Source organism: Rufibacter tibetensis (assembly GCF_001310085.1).
Lineage (GTDB): Bacteria > Bacteroidota > Bacteroidia > Cytophagales > Hymenobacteraceae > Nibribacter > Nibribacter tibetensis.
On record NZ_CP012643.1, the window covers coordinates 4,722,006 to 4,738,118 of the forward strand.

Consider the following 16,113-nt stretch of genomic DNA (forward strand, 5'->3'; position numbering starts at 1 on the left):
CTCAATAGCTTTATTCGTTTTCATCCATCTTCTTTTGCAAAGATTCCAAATTACTGTGGAAGCACAAACCCTTTGCTCCTTCACAATCAGGCAGAAGACAATACCAAAGTTTACAAATAATATGGTTTACTAAACTTCCCCAGCAATTGAAAAATGGAGCAATTGAATGAACTACACGGAAGGCCCATTAAAGCTATACCCAATCAAAATTGGCATTGCACTTCTTTATGACTCTAAAAAGTAATAAAACTTCTTTATTTAAAAAGATTTTTTGATTAATTATAATTTTTACTATATTGTAATGGCAAATTACGTATAAGTGAAAAATAGTGGCTTCTGAAAACCTGCGAAACTTTGTTGTAGGTGGGCTTTCAGATTAAGATTAATTGAATTTATCAGGTAAATTATAGCATGAATAAGAATTACTACCAGCTTCTAGGAATAAAGGAAACGGCTTCTCAAGTGGAAATCAAAGATGCGTACCGCAAACTTTCCAAAAAAGTGCACCCTGACCTGAACCAGGGCGAGCCGTTTTTTGAGGAGTATTTCAAAGAAGTAAAGGAAGCCTATGAGATCTTATCTGACCTGGAGAAAAAGCGGCAGTATGACACCCGCAAGTTCAGGCCCTCTATAGTGAGCACCCCTATCATGCCCAGCAACGTGAAGAACCTGGAGTACCAGGTAAGCAAGCTGGAACTGAAGTTGCGCGACCAAACAGAACAGTACAACATACTGGTAGCCGAAAAGAAATCACTGCACCAGGAATTGGACCATTTCGTGCAGGCCCTTTTTGAGGTAAAGAACGACCGTAATTTCCTGGAGAAGAAAGTAAAAGAGCTGGAGAAAGAAACGGCCAACCTTAGAAAAGGGAAAACTACCATTGAAAAGATCTCTACTGAGACTACGCAGCAACAGCTGGAACTGCACCGCAAACTTCACTCCCTAGAGCAGGAACTCCAAAAAACAAAGCAAGGACTAGCCCTTGCCTCAGAAGAAGTAGCCCGTGAGTCTCACCTGAAGCAATCACTTGAGAAGCGGGTTCAGGAATTGATGTTTGAGATTGGCAAGCAAAACCTCCGCGAAAAAGAACAGCAGGCGCTTACCCAAAAAGCAACCCAACAGCAAACCCGCATTGAGGAGCTGGAAAGACAAACTGATCAAATCAAGGTTGAACTGCAAGGCAAAACAAAAGAACTGGCGCTGGCGCTGCAACAAAGAAAAACCCTGCAGAACCAGTTGCACGAACTAGAGAACCGACAGCAACAGCCCGCAGTGGCAGCTGCTGCGGTTAAAGGAGAAAAAAGCAAGCAGCAGCAAAACCAGATCCTGGAAGTGACCACCCAAAAGCAGGCGCTTCAGAATCAGGTGCATGACCTGGAACTTGCCACAGAACATCTCAAACAAGTTCTCCAGGACAAATCCAAAAGCCTGCAGCAGGAAAAAAACCAGAAAGACGAGCTGCTGACAAAAATAGAAAACCTGGTGAAAGAGGCTGCCCGTCAGCAAGAGGCGCTGGATGCTAAAACAAACCAATTGGAGCAGGAAGCAAATTCTAAAAAAGCACTGCACGAAAAGATCAAGCATCTGGAGGCTGAAACTATCCGCTTCCAAGGGCTGATTAAAGCCAAGGAGGAGGAACACACCAAAGCCGCTCAGCAAATGCTGGACCTGCAAGGCAAAATGAAGGCACTTAGCCAGGAAGAAGCCAAGCTACAGGGAACTATCCAAAACCTGGAGCAGCAAGCCGCTAAAGACAAAACAGAACTACAGGCATCTGCTAGGGCTCTGGAGACAAGCCGCAACCAGCACCAGGTCCTTTTGAAGCAATTGGAAGAACAGAAGAAAGCCGCCGCCGCTTCTCACCTGGAAATGCAAAAGCAGGTAGAAGAACAAAAGAAAGCCGTTGTCCTGGCGCAGCAGGAAATGCATAAGCAGGTAGAAGGCCAGAAGAAAGCCACTGTTGTGGCGCGGCAGGAATTGCAGAAAAAAGTTAAGGAACTGGAACAGGAAGCGGCCCAAAAGAGAACGGCCCAAAGCAGAATACAGGACCTGGAAAAAGAGAAAGCAGCCCAGCACCTGAAAGTGTCTGAACTCCAGAAAGAACTGGTGGCCGTGAGAACCCGCTACGCACACCTTGCGCATTTACAACCGTTTCTGGTAGAGCGAATGGACTTTTTTAACTCGGCAGCGCCTGACGCGTACGGAGACTCTTTTGACCGGGCAGAAATCAAATATATTTTCAGCCGCATGAAAATATCGGTGCTGGCAGATAAACCCGGTACCCTGAACGTGTTGGTGAAGTATGTAAAACCCAATGGGCAGCTTTACCTCAACCCCAAGACCTCCCCTCCCGGGTATTCTTTTGCTGCCACGCTCAGCTACAGCCCCAAGGATGAATACCTGTATTTGTCTGGTTGGGGAAGCGACCGCGAAACGACCTTCGTGGCGGGTGACCACCGGGTAGAAATCTATGATGAAACTGGACGCCAGTTAACCAAAGCCGATTTCCAGGTACGGGAGAAAATTGTGACCATGTCTAAACTGAGAAACATCTTCCAAAAGGCCTAAACTTAGCCCAAGCACAGTGTCATTCAAGCAACTCTTATCAAAAGCCTTTCTGATCTAAGCCTCTTTTATAATAATTGGCCTGAAACAGAAAGGCTTTTCTTTATTTTAGACACTTGAGCTGATTCAAAGGAAAGAATAAACAAGGATTTAAATCACTAGATATCTTCCCAATACCTCCTTTCCTTGCCTGCTTTTTTGCTTACTTTAAAAAACCTGATAAAACGCTCTGGCTATGGTTAGTCTTAGAAGCTCCTTAGTATTACCCCTCAGTTTGCTACTAGCTAGCTGTACTCCTTCCACCCTAACGCAGGCACCGGCCCAGGCAGAAGTTAAAACCGGGTATTACCAGAACCCCCTTGAAGTGGCGTTCGGCGATCCATACGTGCTCTACGATGCGCCCAGCCAGCTGTACTATATGTATGGTACCGGTGGCGGGGCTAAAGACGGTTTCAGCACGTATTCGTCAAAAGACCTGGTAAACTGGAAAAGCGAAGGACAGGTGTTCCGGGGTAATGTGAATGGCTCCTGGGACGTGAAGAACTTCTGGGCGCCCGAGGTGTACCACGTTAACGATAAGTATTACCTGTTCTATAGTGCCGACTGGCGCCACAACCCAACCAATGAGGAAGAGAACTTCCGAATTGGGGTGGCCGTGGCGGAAAAACCCACCGGCCCGTTCCAGCACCTGAGCGACAAACCTATCTTTGATCCTGGCTACCCCATCATAGACGCCAACGTGTACTTTGAACCCAACGGCAAGATGTACCTGTATTACTCGCGCTGCGCCTACAAACACCCGGTGCAGAGTGAGGTAGCCGACTGGGCCCAGAAAACCGGCCTCTTTCCTGAGGTGGAGGAAAGCTGGGTTTATGGGGTGGAACTGAAGCCCGACTTCAGTGGGGTTATCGGCGAGCCCGTGCTGCTGCTTCGTCCTCCTTTGAAAATGAACGATGCCCAGGCCGAGTGGGAAAGCCGCTCCGTGACCTCCAAAGAAGTAAACCGCCGCTGGACCGAGGGCTCTTACACCTTCAAGCACGGCAACACCTATTACATGACGTACTCAGCCAATTTCTTCGGGGGCGAGAACTATGCGGTGGGGTATGCCACGTCCAAACATCCGCTGGGTCCCTATCAGAAAGCCAATAACAACCCGATCCTGCAGAAGAACACCGCCCAGGGAGGCGAGGTTACCGGCACTGGCCATAACAGCATTGCGTTCTCCCCAGATAGAAAGGAGATGTTCTGCGTGTACCACGGCCGCACCAAAGCCTCCGGCGAGGAACGGTTAGTGTTCATTGACCCCATGAAGATCCGTAAAGATGGTCGCCTAGTGGTGGAAGGCCCCAGCACTACCCCAAAGCCGCTGCCCTTGGGCAAACGGTAGGTTCAAGGAACAACCAGTACAGGTAGAACAGGGGGGTTGCAGGCTTTTAGAAGCTACGTTAAAATATTTTTACTGTTTATACCCCTTGAATGGCTCTAAACCCAGATTCTGAAAGTATCTTGTTTATCTTTTTACCGTAATGAACGATTACCCGTATAGGACTGTCATTAAGGTATAATAACAACAATATGAATCAAGGAACAGTAAAATTCTTTAATGATGATAAAGGCTTCGGCTTCATTAAAGACAGCAATTCAAATCAAGAGTACTTCGTGCACGTGTCTGGTTTGATCGATGAAATCAGAGAAAACGACGAGGTAGTCTATGAGCTTCAAGAAGGAAGAAAAGGACTAAACGCCACCAACGTAAAACTGGCTTAGTCTTTCGCTATAAAGACAAATTGCTCTAAAAGCCTCTCCTAAACGGAGGGGCTTTTTTTATGTACATGAATGCTGAAGGGATTTAAGTTTTGTTGGAAACAGTCTTAAAACAGATTAAAGCTTACGCTAATAAAAGTTATTGCGGTAAAGCATGTATGCCGGGGAAGTTACTTCAGTGCCATTAATACGAGTCAACCTGTAAGAATTAGATGATAAGGCATTGATATCATATACTCTTACTTCGTTTACACAAGCCCAATGATAAACTACACTTGCCTGCTCACAAGCTCAATCTCAGAGAACAGATAAAAAGCATCGGTACTTCTGCGGGTCACCTAGTTTCTTTAGCTTTTTATTTCGGGCTCCTTTTCGCTAAACAGGTAAAAAACATTCCTTTGTTCAACTGTAAAAATCTGATTATAAATTATTTATCATCATCATTCAATTTAAATAACTTCAAGGCCTTAGTTTTTTAAATAAAATTCAATACGTTTGGAACGCTTTAGGGGTGCTGAAAGGCTGAGATATACCCTTGGAACCTGAACAGGATAATGCCTGCGAAGGGAAAAGTGTGCTACCGTATTTTTTTCGGCGAACAGCCATTTCCTCCTCTTAAAGCATAGGTGTACCCATTCATTTGTAGGTAAACAGCCATGCTTATTTCAGTAAACAACCAGCCTGTCCCGTTCACGTCGGGTTCTTCCTTGTCAAGCCTTCTGCAAGAACTCCAGTTTGCGGAGAAGAAAGGCATTGCCATTGCGGTCAACCAGCAGATTGTGCCTAAGAGCACCTGGGCTACCTACACCTTAGCGGAAAACGACAAAGTAACCATTATTCAGGCCACGCAAGGTGGTTAACCCCAAAGCTGATGAAAGAGGAAAAGACCCCAGATCAACAGGTGATTACCCGTACCCCCCTGCCCAATTCGCGCAAGGTGTTTGTGCCCGGCACATTGCACAACATCCGGGTGGCCATGCGTGTAATCTCCCTCAATGACACCGTCACCAAAGTAATAGGCGGCGAAAACCGAGAGGTGAACCCGCCTGTGACCGTGTATGACACCAGCGGCCCTTACACAGACCCCAATTTTGAGATTGACCTGAAGAAAGGCCTGCCCCGTTTACGTGAGCCCTGGATCCAGGCGCGCCAAGACGTGGAGCAACTTTCTGGCCTCACTTCTGACTATGGCCGCCTACGCGCCGCTGACCCTTCGCTGGACAACCTCCGCTTTGAGCACATCCAAGCGCCGTACCGCGCCAAAGCCGGACAGAACGTGACTCAATTACACTATGCCCGCCAAGGCATAATCACCGCTGAAATGGAATACGTGGCCATCAGGGAAAACCAACGTATTGACGAGCTGAAGAACGACGCCTCACTTTGGCAGCAACACGCCGGCAACAGCTTTGGCGCCAACACCCCGCGTAATTACATTACGCCGGAGTTTGTGCGCCAGGAGATAGCGGCGGGCCGGGCCATCATTCCGTCCAACATCAACCACCCCGAAAGCGAGCCCATGATCATTGGTCGTAATTTTCTGGTGAAGATCAATACCAACATCGGCAACTCGGTGGTTTCATCCAGCATTGAAGAGGAAGTGGAGAAAGCCGTCTGGAGCTGCCGCTGGGGCGGAGACACGCTCATGGATCTGTCTACCGGCAAGAACATCCACGAAACCCGAGAATGGATCATCCGCAATTGCCCGGTTCCGGTGGGCACCGTGCCCATCTACCAGGCCCTGGAGAAAGTAAAAGGCAAAGCCGAAGACCTGACCTGGGAGATTTTCCGCGACACCCTCATTGAGCAGGCCGAACAAGGCGTAGACTATTTCACCATTCACGCCGGGGTATTGCTGCGCTACATTCCGCTCACGGCTAAACGCGTGACCGGCATAGTCTCGCGCGGCGGCAGTATTATGGCCAAATGGTGTCTCGCGCACCACAAGGAGAGCTTCCTTTACACCCACTTTGAGGAAATCTGCGAGATCATGAAAGCCTATGATGTGGCTTTCTCCCTGGGCGACGGACTTCGCCCCGGTTCTATTGCTGATGCCAACGACGCTGCCCAGTTCGCGGAGTTGGAAACCCTGGGCGAACTCACCAAAATAGCCTGGAAACACGATGTCCAGGTCATGATTGAAGGACCAGGCCACGTGCCCATGCACCTGATCAAGGAGAACATGGAGAAACAACTGGAACATTGCGCTGAAGCTCCTTTCTACACCTTAGGCCCCCTCACCACCGACATAGCCCCAGGCTACGACCACATCACCTCGGCCATAGGCGCCGCCATGATTGGCTGGTACGGCACCGCCATGCTCTGCTACGTCACGCCAAAGGAACACCTAGGCCTGCCTAATAAAAAGGATGTGAAAGACGGCGTAATCACCTACAAAATTGCCGCCCACGCCGCCGATCTGGCCAAAGGTCACCCCGGCGCCCAATACCGCGACAATGCCTTAAGCAAGGCCAGGTTTGAGTTCCGCTGGGAAGACCAGTTTAACTTGTCCCTGGACCCCGACACCGCCCGGGAGTACCATGATGAAACCCTGCCCGCCGAAGGCGCTAAGGTTGCGCACTTCTGCTCTATGTGCGGCCCGCACTTCTGCTCCATGAAAATTACCCAAGATGTACGCGAGTACGCCGAAAAGCTAGGCGTAGAAGCCGATGCCGCCCTGGAAAAAGGCATGGAAGTGAAAGCCTCTGAGTTCAAAGACAAAGGCAGCGAGGTGTATCTGTAAAGGATTACATGTGTGTTGCCATCAGGAAGCAGTGGCTGTTTGATAACCCTTCGTTTCAGCCCTACTTTCTCCAAAGCGGGCCAGAAATGAAGGGTAAAACTAACCTGATCAGTTCTTTATGGCGCGAGTTTCCTCGCGTGTCGCTCACTCTGCTATGCGCCTCCCTTTCGGACAGGATTTATGAAAAACAGGGCCGAAACGAAGGGCATAGAAGGTATGGATAGAAGTATGTTGCGGATTGGCTTCCGTGACTTTATCAAATACATTTAGCAAGAACAAATGCAGAAGACGATTGCCAGGCTTCATTATATTACGCAGGATATTCCGGGGTTCACCCATGCCGAGTTGACGGAAAAGGCCTGTGTTGGCGGCGTGAAGTGGGTGCAACTGCGCCTGAAGAACGCTTCTCCCGAGCACTGGAAACAGGAAGCGCTGAACACCCTGGCTGTCTGCCGGGCGTACGGGGCCAAGCTCCTCATCAACGACAATGTAGCGTTGGCGCAGGAAATAGGCGCCGATGGCGTGCACCTGGGCTTAGACGATCTGCCTACCAAGAAGGCCAGGGAAATCCTGGGGCTAGGCATGATCATCGGTGGTACCGCGAACACTTTTGAAGACATTCAGCTTCATGCCGCTGCGGGCGTAGATTACGTGGGGGTGGGGCCTTTCAGGTTTACCAGCACCAAAGAAAAGCTCAGTCCCATTCTGGGGTTACTGGGTTACCAGCAGTTATTGGAACAATGCCGCGCGGCAGGCATTTTCTTGCCAGTGATTGCCATTGGCGGGGTAACAGGCACAGATGTTCCTTCCCTTTTTGAGGCCGGGGTGCATGGCATAGCGGTTTCCTCCGCCATCAACAAAAATGAAAACGGGGCTGCCTCTGCCCAAGCCTTGCTGCAGGTGCTGGAAGATGCACTCACTACAACCTATTCAACTTAAGCGTACTCATGTTTTCTTCTCCTCTCAACATCGCAGATAAAACCTTTCAGTCGCGGCTGTTTACCGGCACGGGCAAGTTTCCCTCGTCGGCGAACATGCAGGAAGCGCTGCTGGCCTCAGGCTCAGAACTGGTCACGGTAGCCCTGAAAAGAGTTGACCTGGCAGAGGAACAGGACGATATCCTCCGCCACTTGTCACATCCGCAGTTTCATTTGCTGCCCAACACCTCTGGGGTACGCACGGCCAAAGAAGCCATCTTTGCCGCGCAACTGGCCCGAGAGGCGCTGGAAACCAACTGGCTGAAACTGGAAATCCACCCCGATCCCAAGTACCTGCTCCCCGACCCCATTGAAACCCTGAAAGCCGCCGAGGAACTGGTGAAACTGGGTTTTGTGGTACTGCCCTACATCCACGCCGACCCAGTCTTGTGCAAGCATCTGGAGGAAGTGGGTACCGCAGCGGTCATGCCGTTGGGGGCTCCCATCGGGTCTAACAAAGGGCTCCGTACCCGCGATTTCCTGGAGATTATTATTGAGCAGAGCCGGGTGCCGGTGATTGTGGATGCCGGGATTGGCGCACCCTCCCACGCCGCTGAAGCAATGGAACTAGGCGCCGATGCCGTGCTGGTGAACACCGCCATTGCCGTGTCAGAAGACCCGGTAAAGATGGCACTGGCTTTCCGTTTGGCAGTTGAGGCCGGCCGAATGGCGTACGAGGCCAAACTGGCCCAGCCCCGTACATTCGCCGAAGCCAGCAGCCCGCTCACCGCCTTTTTAGAAGAAGACCATGTTTGAATCTGTTTTTCACCAGCATTCTTGGGAAGACGTAAAGCGCAGCATCTATGGCAAAACAGCCACCGATGTGGAACGAGCTTTGCAGAAGACGAAACGCACGCTGGAAGATTTCAAGGCGCTCCTATCCCCTGCGGCCCTGCCGTACCTGGAGCAGATGGCGCAACTGAGCCACCGGGCTACCCAGAAACGGTTCGGGAAGACGCTGCAGATGTACGCGCCCCTGTATCTTTCCAATGAATGCCAGAACATCTGCACTTACTGCGCTTTCAGCCTGGACAATAAAATACCGCGCCGCACCCTCACCCCTGCCGAGATCTTGCAGGAAGTGGCGGTGCTGAAGGAAATGGGGTATGAGCACGTGTTACTGGTAACCGGCGAGGCCAACCAAACGGTAGGCGTCCCTTACCTGAAAAAGGCCATTGAACTGATCAGGCCACATTTTGCGCACATTTCCATGGAGGTGCAGCCTTTAGAGCAGACCGATTATGAGGAGCTTATGGAAGTTGGGCTGCATACGGTTCTGGTGTACCAGGAAACCTACCATGAAGAGAACTACAAGGTGCACCACCCCAAAGGTAAAAAGTCAAACTTTTCTTACCGCCTCAACACCCCAGACCGGCTGGGCAAGGCAGGCATCTACAAAATGGGTCTCGGGGTTCTGATCGGGCTGGAAGACTGGCGCACCGATTGCTTTTTCACCGCCTTACACCTGGAGTACCTGGAGAAAACCTACTGGCAAACAAAGTACAGCATTTCCTTCCCCCGGCTCAGGCCCATAGAGGTAGGCACCTCCGCGCAGAGTGCCCTCAAAAGCTTTGCCGCTTACATGACCGATAAAGAACTGGTGCAACTTATCTGCGCCTACCGGCTGCTGAACGAGGAGGTAGAACTTTCCCTGTCTACCCGCGAAAGTGAGCGGTTCCGGGACCACGTGATCAAGCTGGGCATCACCAGCATCAGTGCGGGCTCAAAAACTAACCCGGGCGGTTATGCCGTGGAACCCCAATCTTTAGAGCAGTTTGAGATCTCAGACGAACGCTCGCCCCAGGAAATCGCCCAGATGATTCGCCGGCAAGGTTATGAACCCGTCTGGAAAGACTGGGATCGTTCCTTTCAAGCTACCTAATTGTAATTATATGCCTTCCGTTACGCTCACTCCCGAAGAAACCAACCGCTATTCCCGTCACCTCATCTTGCCTGAAATAGGCTTGGCCGGACAGCAGAAACTCAAGGAAGCCAAAGTGCTGGTGATTGGGGCGGGTGGACTGGGCTGCCCGGTACTTCAATACCTTACTGCCGCCGGGGTGGGCACCATAGGCATTGTAGATTTTGACCGGGTAGAAGAAAGCAACCTGCAACGCCAGATCTTATTCTCGGTACCAGATGTGGGCCGTTTAAAGGCCGAAGTGGCGCAGGAAAAACTGAAGACGCAGAACCCGTACGTGCATCTCATCAGCTATCCGGTACATTTACAGCCGCAAAATGCGTTGGAACTGCTGGCGGGATATGACCTGGTGATAGATGGCTCCGATAATTTTGCAACCCGTTATCTGGTCAACGATGCCTGCGTGATCCTGAAAAAACCCTTGGTTTTTGGGTCTATTTTCAAGTTTGAGGGACAAATCAGCGTCTTCAATTACCAGGGTGGCCCCACCTACCGTTGTCTCTACCCCGAAGCCAGTGAATTGGCCTCCTGCTCAGAGGTAGGGGTGCTGGGCGTTTTACCGGGGTTGGTGGGATGCCTCTTGGCCAATGAAGCTATTAAAGTAATTACCGGCCTAGGCGAAATCGCAGCGGGCAAACTTCTCGTGTTGAATGCGCTTACCCTGCAGTTCAACACCTATTCCTTCGGGGTAAACCCGATGAACCTGAGCATTACTGAGCTGCCAATGGAAGCTTCTTTATGCGAGGAACCTATCACTGATATCTCCTTCCCTGACCTGCTGCACAAACTCCAATCAGGAGAAAGATTCACGCTGCTGGATGTACGGGAAACAGATGAATACCTGCGCGAACACATGGGCGGAAAGTTATACCCGCTGTCTGCACTGGAGCAAACCTGGCCCGCCATACCCACCAACAGGCCGGTGGTGGTACATTGCCAAAGCGGCATGCGCAGCAAAAAGGCCTGCCGTCTCTTACAGGCTAAGGGCTTCACCAACCTGTACAATTTAGCAGGCGGAATAAATCGCCTCACCCCAGAAGAACGAACCCAACTAGCCTCCCATTTTACTTCTCCTGTAGCGCCCCAATAACCGTGCGGAAAGCCCCTACCGGATCCTCCTGTTGCCAGATAGCCCCCAGCAGAGCCGCCCCATCAAAACCCGCCTGTTTTACTTCCAGCACGTTGTCAGCCGAAATGCCTCCTAAGCCTATGACTTTGGGCAAACGCCCTTGCTGTGCCTTCAGCGCCTGCCACTCCTTTTGTATTGTTGCAAGTTCCGTTTTTGGCCCGTACCCTTCTTTGCTGATGCTGCGAAACAGAGGACTATAAAACACCAGTTGAAACACCGGGTCTAAATCTCCTATATCTGAAAGCGCATGAACGGAGGTAGAATAAGGGATAGTCGGAGAATACGTCCGTTCTGAAGTATGCCGTTCCCGTTCCTTCACATGGAAATACCTAACCGCAGCCTCTAACGACTTGGCCTGAGTGCGGGGCAGAATCAGCTTAGATGCATATCCCCGGGAAACAAGCCTCGCCAACTCTTCCTGCACCTCATAAGCTTCTACATCTCCTCGCACATAAAGGTAATCTGCGCCGGCATTTAATAATTCAAGCCAAAGGGCTATTTGTAATGGCGTACTATTATCTGGCGTAACTACCACCAGGTTAAAAGGAGGAACAGGCATAGCTTGGTTTCTGCTTCTAAGGTATGTCATAAGTGCCTACTAAGCCATAAAGTTATAAGTCCTCATTTATTAGTCATGCTACAAGGATCTCTTAGGCAAGACGAGAAAGCAGGAACTAAAATATTATTAAAGTTTGCAGATTTAACTCTGGCGAAATGGGGCCTACCTGTGTCTTCATCAAATTAAACCTTTTTTTTCGGGCTGTTTTCAAAGAAACTGCTCCAAAACGAAGGCACAAGCCACCTGTTGCCGGGGGCTTAGTTGAAAACAGAATCTTTACTATAACATGCTCTCTACTAATAATTGACTTTTTTAGACTAGCAACATTCTTCAGTTAATCCAACTGCCATCGAACGCATACTGCCTATAGAATTTGATAATTTCCCACTTCACGATAAAGGAGGAAAGAAACATAATCAGGTGTGCTGATAAAGTATTGAAGGGTCAGTACCGTTTTGGATCTAATTTCACGAAAACAGCACAAATTTACCCTTTCTCCGTGCCATCACTTCAATCTCACTTCTAAACCTACTATATTGGGGTTGGCTTTAGGGGCGTTCCAATGTTGGAACTGAGATAGTACCCTTTGAACCTGATCCAGGTCATACTGGCGTAGGGAAAAGCATGGAAGGCATTCATCAGCCTTCTCTCTTTTCAATCCTCCCTCCTTCTCACCGGAGGCTCCTGAGCCCATCTTGAACTTTAAACAAGAGTATATGCAGGAGAGACTCTGGGACATCATTTCAGCCGTTAGAGCACAGGCACCGCTGGTGCACAACATCACAAATTACGTGGTCATGAACAACACCGCCAATGCCTTGCTGGCGGCGGGCGCCTCACCGGTCATGGCCCACGCCCACCCCGAAGTACAAGACATGGTTTCCATTGCCAGCGCCTTGGTCATCAACATCGGTACCCTGGACGAGTACTGGGTGGAAAGCATGGGGTTGGCCACCCAGCAGGCACATGCCCTTCAAAAACCTTGGGTCCTGGACCCCGTAGGCGCCGGTGCCACGCCTTACCGCAACCAGGTACTGGAAGAGCTGTTAACGTACAAACCTACTGTCATCAGGGGCAATGCCTCTGAGATAATGGCCCTGGTGAAAACCTCTTCCAAGACCAAAGGCGTAGACAGCACCCATCAAAGCCAGGAAGCCCTAACCGCAGGCCAGGAACTAAGTGCTGCCACCGGAGCCGTGGTCTGCATCTCCGGTGCCACTGACCTCATCATTCACCAAAACCAATACCATAGCCTCTCCAACGGGCACCCGCTCATGGCCAAAGTCACGGGCATGGGCTGTACCGCCAGTGCCCTCACCGGAGCTTGTTGCGCCGTGCAGCCGGAAGATCCGTTTACCGCCACCCTAGCCGCCATGGCGCTGATGGGCGTAACGGGGGAGGTCGCGGCAGAACAAGCTAATGGCCCGGGAACCCTGCAATTGCACTTCCTGGATGGCTTGCATCAATTAAGCAAAGAGGCTTTTCTGAAGCGGGTGAAGTTGGGCGAATCTTCCTGAACTGAGCACTACCAAGAATGTCCCCCTTTGAAGGGGGTTGGGGGATGACAAAGCCGCTTCTATACCTAATAAACTGAAGCAAATGAAAGGAAGAAGGAATGTTGGGGATGCCATGATCTGCAGGTGTAAACATCCCCCTTCGCCCCCTTCAAAGGGGGAGTCTCAACACGAGAGAAAGAGGGCTATAATATGGAAATAAGCCTGAAAACAGACTCTAACCCACACCTGCTCAACCCCATTCATGGTTCAAGTCTGTGACTTGGACCTACCATGACCTGAAGTTTGCAACTTCAGTGAGGCGAAAGCCTCAACAGATACATTGCCGATGGTTTACTTCTGCTTGTGGTTGCAAAAAAGGGCTGTTGAGGATGAGGCGAATAGGTCATCCCCCTACCCCCTTCAAAGGGGGACAATCGGGTAGCCCAACTTAGCAGCAATTGTAAGCTTTCACTTCACCCTACACAAGGTTGGCTGATGAAGCATGAGGGGTGCTTGAGGTTAAACAAACGTGCTTGAGGCTTACGTCTCACGGAAGTTGCAAACTTCCAGACAAGGTAGGTCCAAGTCACAGACTTGAACCATGTATAAAAGAAAGGGTTACCAAAATTGGATCAGCCTTACAAGTGGTTTCCTTTGAAGTGAACCAAGATTAACATAGAACTAAAACAAACATGAAAACAAACAACCCTTTCCCCTACCGCTTGTACCTCGTCACCGATGAAAAGGCGTGCTTGGGCAGGGACTTCTTTCAGGTAGTGGAGGCGGCGGTGAAGGGCGGGGTGGATCTGGTGCAGATCAGGGAGAAGGAACTACCTGAGGCGGCTTTCCTGGAGAAAACGCTGCGGCTGCGGGAGTTGCTGGACCGGTACGGGGTGCCGCTCATTGTGAACGATCACCTGGGTGTGGCCCAGCAGAGCGGAGTAGCGGGCATTCACGTGGGCAACAGCGATGTGGCGCCACAGCAGATCCGGGAAGCTTGGGCGGGCTGCGGTATTCTGGGGTATTCCCTGGAAGACGAAGCCCATCTCCAGAGCCCGCATGCACAGCTCGCCGATTACGTGGCCTTAAGCCCGGTCTTCGCGACGCCTACTAAAACCGATACCATTACCGAGTGGGGGCTGGAAGGTGTGCGCCGAATCAGAAATTTAACTACAAAACCCTTGGTAGCCATTGGCCGGGTGAGCGCGGAGAACGCCACCGATCTGGTAACGGCCGGCGCCGATTGCCTGGCGGTGGTCTCCGCCATCCTTTCGGCGCCAGATCCGGCTAGGGTTGCCGAGGACATTAGAAACCAAATCGAGAAAGCTTTATGAAATACTATACCTACCCGGCGGTGCTCACCATAGCCGGATCAGACAGCGGTGGCGGGGCCGGCATCCAAGCCGACCTGAAAACCTTTTCGGCACTGGGCTGCTTCGGGACCTCGGCCATTACCGCCATTACGGTGCAGAACACCCGCGGTGTTACCGGCATACACAGCGTACCGCCCGAGATTGTCAAAGGGCAGATCAAGGCCGTGATGGAAGACATTAAACCGGCGGCCATCAAGATTGGCATGGTGCACAGCCCCGAACTGGTGCAGGCCATTGCCGAGCAGCTGCGGCAGTACCCCGTGCCCGTAGTGCTGGACCCCGTGATGGTAGCTACCAGCGGCGATAAATTGATTCAGGATGAGACCATCCAGCTGCTGCAACAGGTGCTTTTCCCGCTGGCCAAGGTAGTAACGCCTAACCTGGACGAGGCCCAGATCCTGAGTGGCCTTTCCATCCGGAACGTAGACGAGATGCAAGTGGCGGCCCAGAAGATCCTGCAGACGGGGTGCGGCGCGGTGCTGCTCAAGGGCGGGCACCTACCCGGTCCCCGGCTGTATGATGTTTTCCTGCCGCAGAACGGACACCTGCAGGTGTTTGAATCTGAGTTCATCCAGAGCCAGAACACGCACGGCACCGGCTGCACGCTTTCCTCGGCCATTGCGGCGTACCTCGCGCTGGGACTGCCCCTTCAGCAGGCCATTACCCAGGCCCGCGATTACGTGCACCAGGCCATTGACCAGGGCAAAGATGTGAAAACCGGCGCAGGCCATGGTCCCCTCAATCATTTCTTCCACCCGCAACCCCTACAGAAACATGAACTGGAGTAACACCGCCTGGCAGACAGGCAGCCCCATTTACACGCAGATCACCCAGATGCCGTTTATCCGGGAACTCATCAGCGGCACGCTGGCCCCTGAAAAGTTTACCTTCTACATCGCGCAGGACTCATTGTACCTGGCGGGCTTCGGGAGGGCCTTGTCGCTTATTGCGGCCCGGGCCCAGCACAGCGCCCATGCCCTGGAGTTCATGCGCTTCGCCGAAGGGGCCCTGATGGTAGAACAGGCGCTGCACGCGGGCTATGTCCAGAAGTTGAACATCCAACCCGGGGTTCCCCTCTCTCCTACCTGCCAGCACTACACGCATTACCTGCTCAGCCAGGCCGCGCTGGCGCCCCTGGAGGTGGCCATGGCAGCCGTACTCCCCTGCTTCTGGATTTACAAAGCCGTAGGCGACTACATCTACGCCAAGGAGCAGCTATCCGATAACCCGTACCAGGACTGGATCAACACCTACGCCGGCGAGGAATTCGGGCAGATTGTGGCCCGCGCCATCCGGGTCTGTGACGAAGTGGCCGAGACCTGTACCCCCGCCCAACACCAGGCCATGACCGAGGCCTACGTCACCGCCTCTAAACTGGAATGGATGTTCTGGGATAGTGCCTATAAGTTAGAAGAGTGGCCGGTGTAAAGGAGTAAGCAGTTTAAGGCTTGATTTCTGAAAAAGTGGCTTAAAGCAGGCCATTTATCAAAAGAGTTAATCCTCACTGAGTTATACATTCAGTGAGGATTTTTTTATTTTTTAATCTGGAATGCTTTTAACTCCTTCTAAAAGGCTATAAAATTTCA

At 51.3% G+C, this 16,113-nt stretch carries 14 protein-coding genes and 2 riboswitches; of the genes, 13 read left to right on the forward strand and 1 reads right to left on the reverse strand.

The annotated features are described in order from the left end of the window. Positions 1 to 411: 411 nt before the first annotated feature. The 9 genes from DC20_RS19545 (at position 412) to moeB (ending at position 11,060) form a co-directional block, all read left to right on the forward strand. The gene (locus DC20_RS19545) at positions 412 to 2,568 is read left to right on the forward strand and encodes a DnaJ domain-containing protein (RefSeq protein WP_062545385.1); all 2,157 of its coding nucleotides are present in this window, start codon (positions 412 to 414) and stop codon (positions 2,566 to 2,568) included. A gap of 232 nt (positions 2,569 to 2,800) precedes the next feature. After that, entirely contained in the window at positions 2,801 to 3,952 is a 1,152-nt protein-coding gene (locus tag DC20_RS19550; protein ID WP_062545386.1) for a glycoside hydrolase family 43 protein, read from the forward strand. A gap of 188 nt (positions 3,953 to 4,140) precedes the next feature. Continuing rightward, positions 4,141 to 4,332, forward strand: a complete 192-nt coding sequence (locus DC20_RS19555; RefSeq protein ID WP_062545387.1) for a cold-shock protein — start codon at positions 4,141 to 4,143, stop codon at positions 4,330 to 4,332. A 494-nt stretch (positions 4,333 to 4,826) separates the two neighbouring features. Continuing rightward, positions 4,827 to 4,915, forward strand: a riboswitch (TPP riboswitch). A 70-nt stretch (positions 4,916 to 4,985) separates the two neighbouring features. Then, entirely contained in the window at positions 4,986 to 5,189 is a 204-nt protein-coding gene (gene thiS / locus DC20_RS19560; protein ID WP_062545388.1) for a sulfur carrier protein ThiS, read from the forward strand. Between the two features lie 11 nt (positions 5,190 to 5,200). Then, positions 5,201 to 7,072: a phosphomethylpyrimidine synthase ThiC gene (thiC, locus tag DC20_RS19565; protein WP_062545389.1), complete on the forward strand. Its 1,872-nt coding sequence runs from the start codon at positions 5,201 to 5,203 to the stop codon at positions 7,070 to 7,072. Between the two features lie 279 nt (positions 7,073 to 7,351). Next, positions 7,352 to 8,011: a thiamine phosphate synthase gene (locus tag DC20_RS19570; protein WP_062545390.1), complete on the forward strand. Its 660-nt coding sequence runs from the start codon at positions 7,352 to 7,354 to the stop codon at positions 8,009 to 8,011. 8 nt (positions 8,012 to 8,019) lie between these two features. Beyond that, the gene (locus DC20_RS19575; RefSeq protein WP_062545391.1) at positions 8,020 to 8,805 is read left to right on the forward strand and encodes a thiazole synthase; all 786 of its coding nucleotides are present in this window, start codon (positions 8,020 to 8,022) and stop codon (positions 8,803 to 8,805) included. After that, positions 8,798 to 9,931 (forward strand): 2-iminoacetate synthase ThiH, encoded by a 1,134-nt coding sequence (gene thiH, locus DC20_RS19580; RefSeq protein ID WP_062545392.1) that lies wholly within the window; start codon positions 8,798 to 8,800, stop codon positions 9,929 to 9,931. The genes DC20_RS19575 and thiH overlap by 8 nt, the downstream gene beginning before the upstream one ends. A gap of 10 nt (positions 9,932 to 9,941) precedes the next feature. Continuing rightward, positions 9,942 to 11,060 carry a molybdopterin-synthase adenylyltransferase MoeB gene (moeB, locus tag DC20_RS19585; RefSeq protein ID WP_062545393.1) on the forward strand — a complete coding sequence of 373 codons (1,119 nt, stop codon included), beginning with the start codon at positions 9,942 to 9,944 and terminating at the stop codon, positions 11,058 to 11,060. Here the strand turns inward: moeB and DC20_RS19590 are convergent. After that, complete coding sequence (locus DC20_RS19590) at positions 11,035 to 11,658, reverse strand: thiamine phosphate synthase (protein ID WP_062545394.1); 624 nt, start codon at positions 11,656 to 11,658, stop codon at positions 11,035 to 11,037. The genes moeB and DC20_RS19590 overlap by 26 nt on opposite strands. A 540-nt stretch (positions 11,659 to 12,198) precedes the next feature. Further along, a riboswitch (TPP riboswitch) is annotated at positions 12,199 to 12,294 on the forward strand. 80 nt (positions 12,295 to 12,374) lie between these two features. Between DC20_RS19590 and thiM the strand changes: the two genes are divergently transcribed. The 4 genes from thiM to tenA all read left to right on the forward strand — a co-directional run bounded on the left by thiM (position 12,375) and on the right by tenA (position 15,955). Further along, positions 12,375 to 13,175 (forward strand): hydroxyethylthiazole kinase, encoded by an 801-nt coding sequence (gene thiM / locus DC20_RS19595; RefSeq protein ID WP_062546056.1) that lies wholly within the window; start codon positions 12,375 to 12,377, stop codon positions 13,173 to 13,175. 671 nt (positions 13,176 to 13,846) lie between these two features. Continuing rightward, complete coding sequence (thiE, locus tag DC20_RS19600; RefSeq protein WP_062545395.1) at positions 13,847 to 14,488, forward strand: thiamine phosphate synthase; 642 nt, start codon at positions 13,847 to 13,849, stop codon at positions 14,486 to 14,488. Continuing rightward, positions 14,485 to 15,315 carry a bifunctional hydroxymethylpyrimidine kinase/phosphomethylpyrimidine kinase gene (gene thiD / locus DC20_RS19605; protein ID WP_062545396.1) on the forward strand — a complete coding sequence of 277 codons (831 nt, stop codon included), beginning with the start codon at positions 14,485 to 14,487 and terminating at the stop codon, positions 15,313 to 15,315. The genes thiE and thiD overlap by 4 nt, the downstream gene beginning before the upstream one ends. After that, complete coding sequence (gene tenA / locus DC20_RS19610; protein WP_062545397.1) at positions 15,302 to 15,955, forward strand: thiaminase II; 654 nt, start codon at positions 15,302 to 15,304, stop codon at positions 15,953 to 15,955. Before thiD ends, tenA begins: the two co-directional genes overlap by 14 nt. Positions 15,956 to 16,113: the final 158 nt, after the last annotated feature.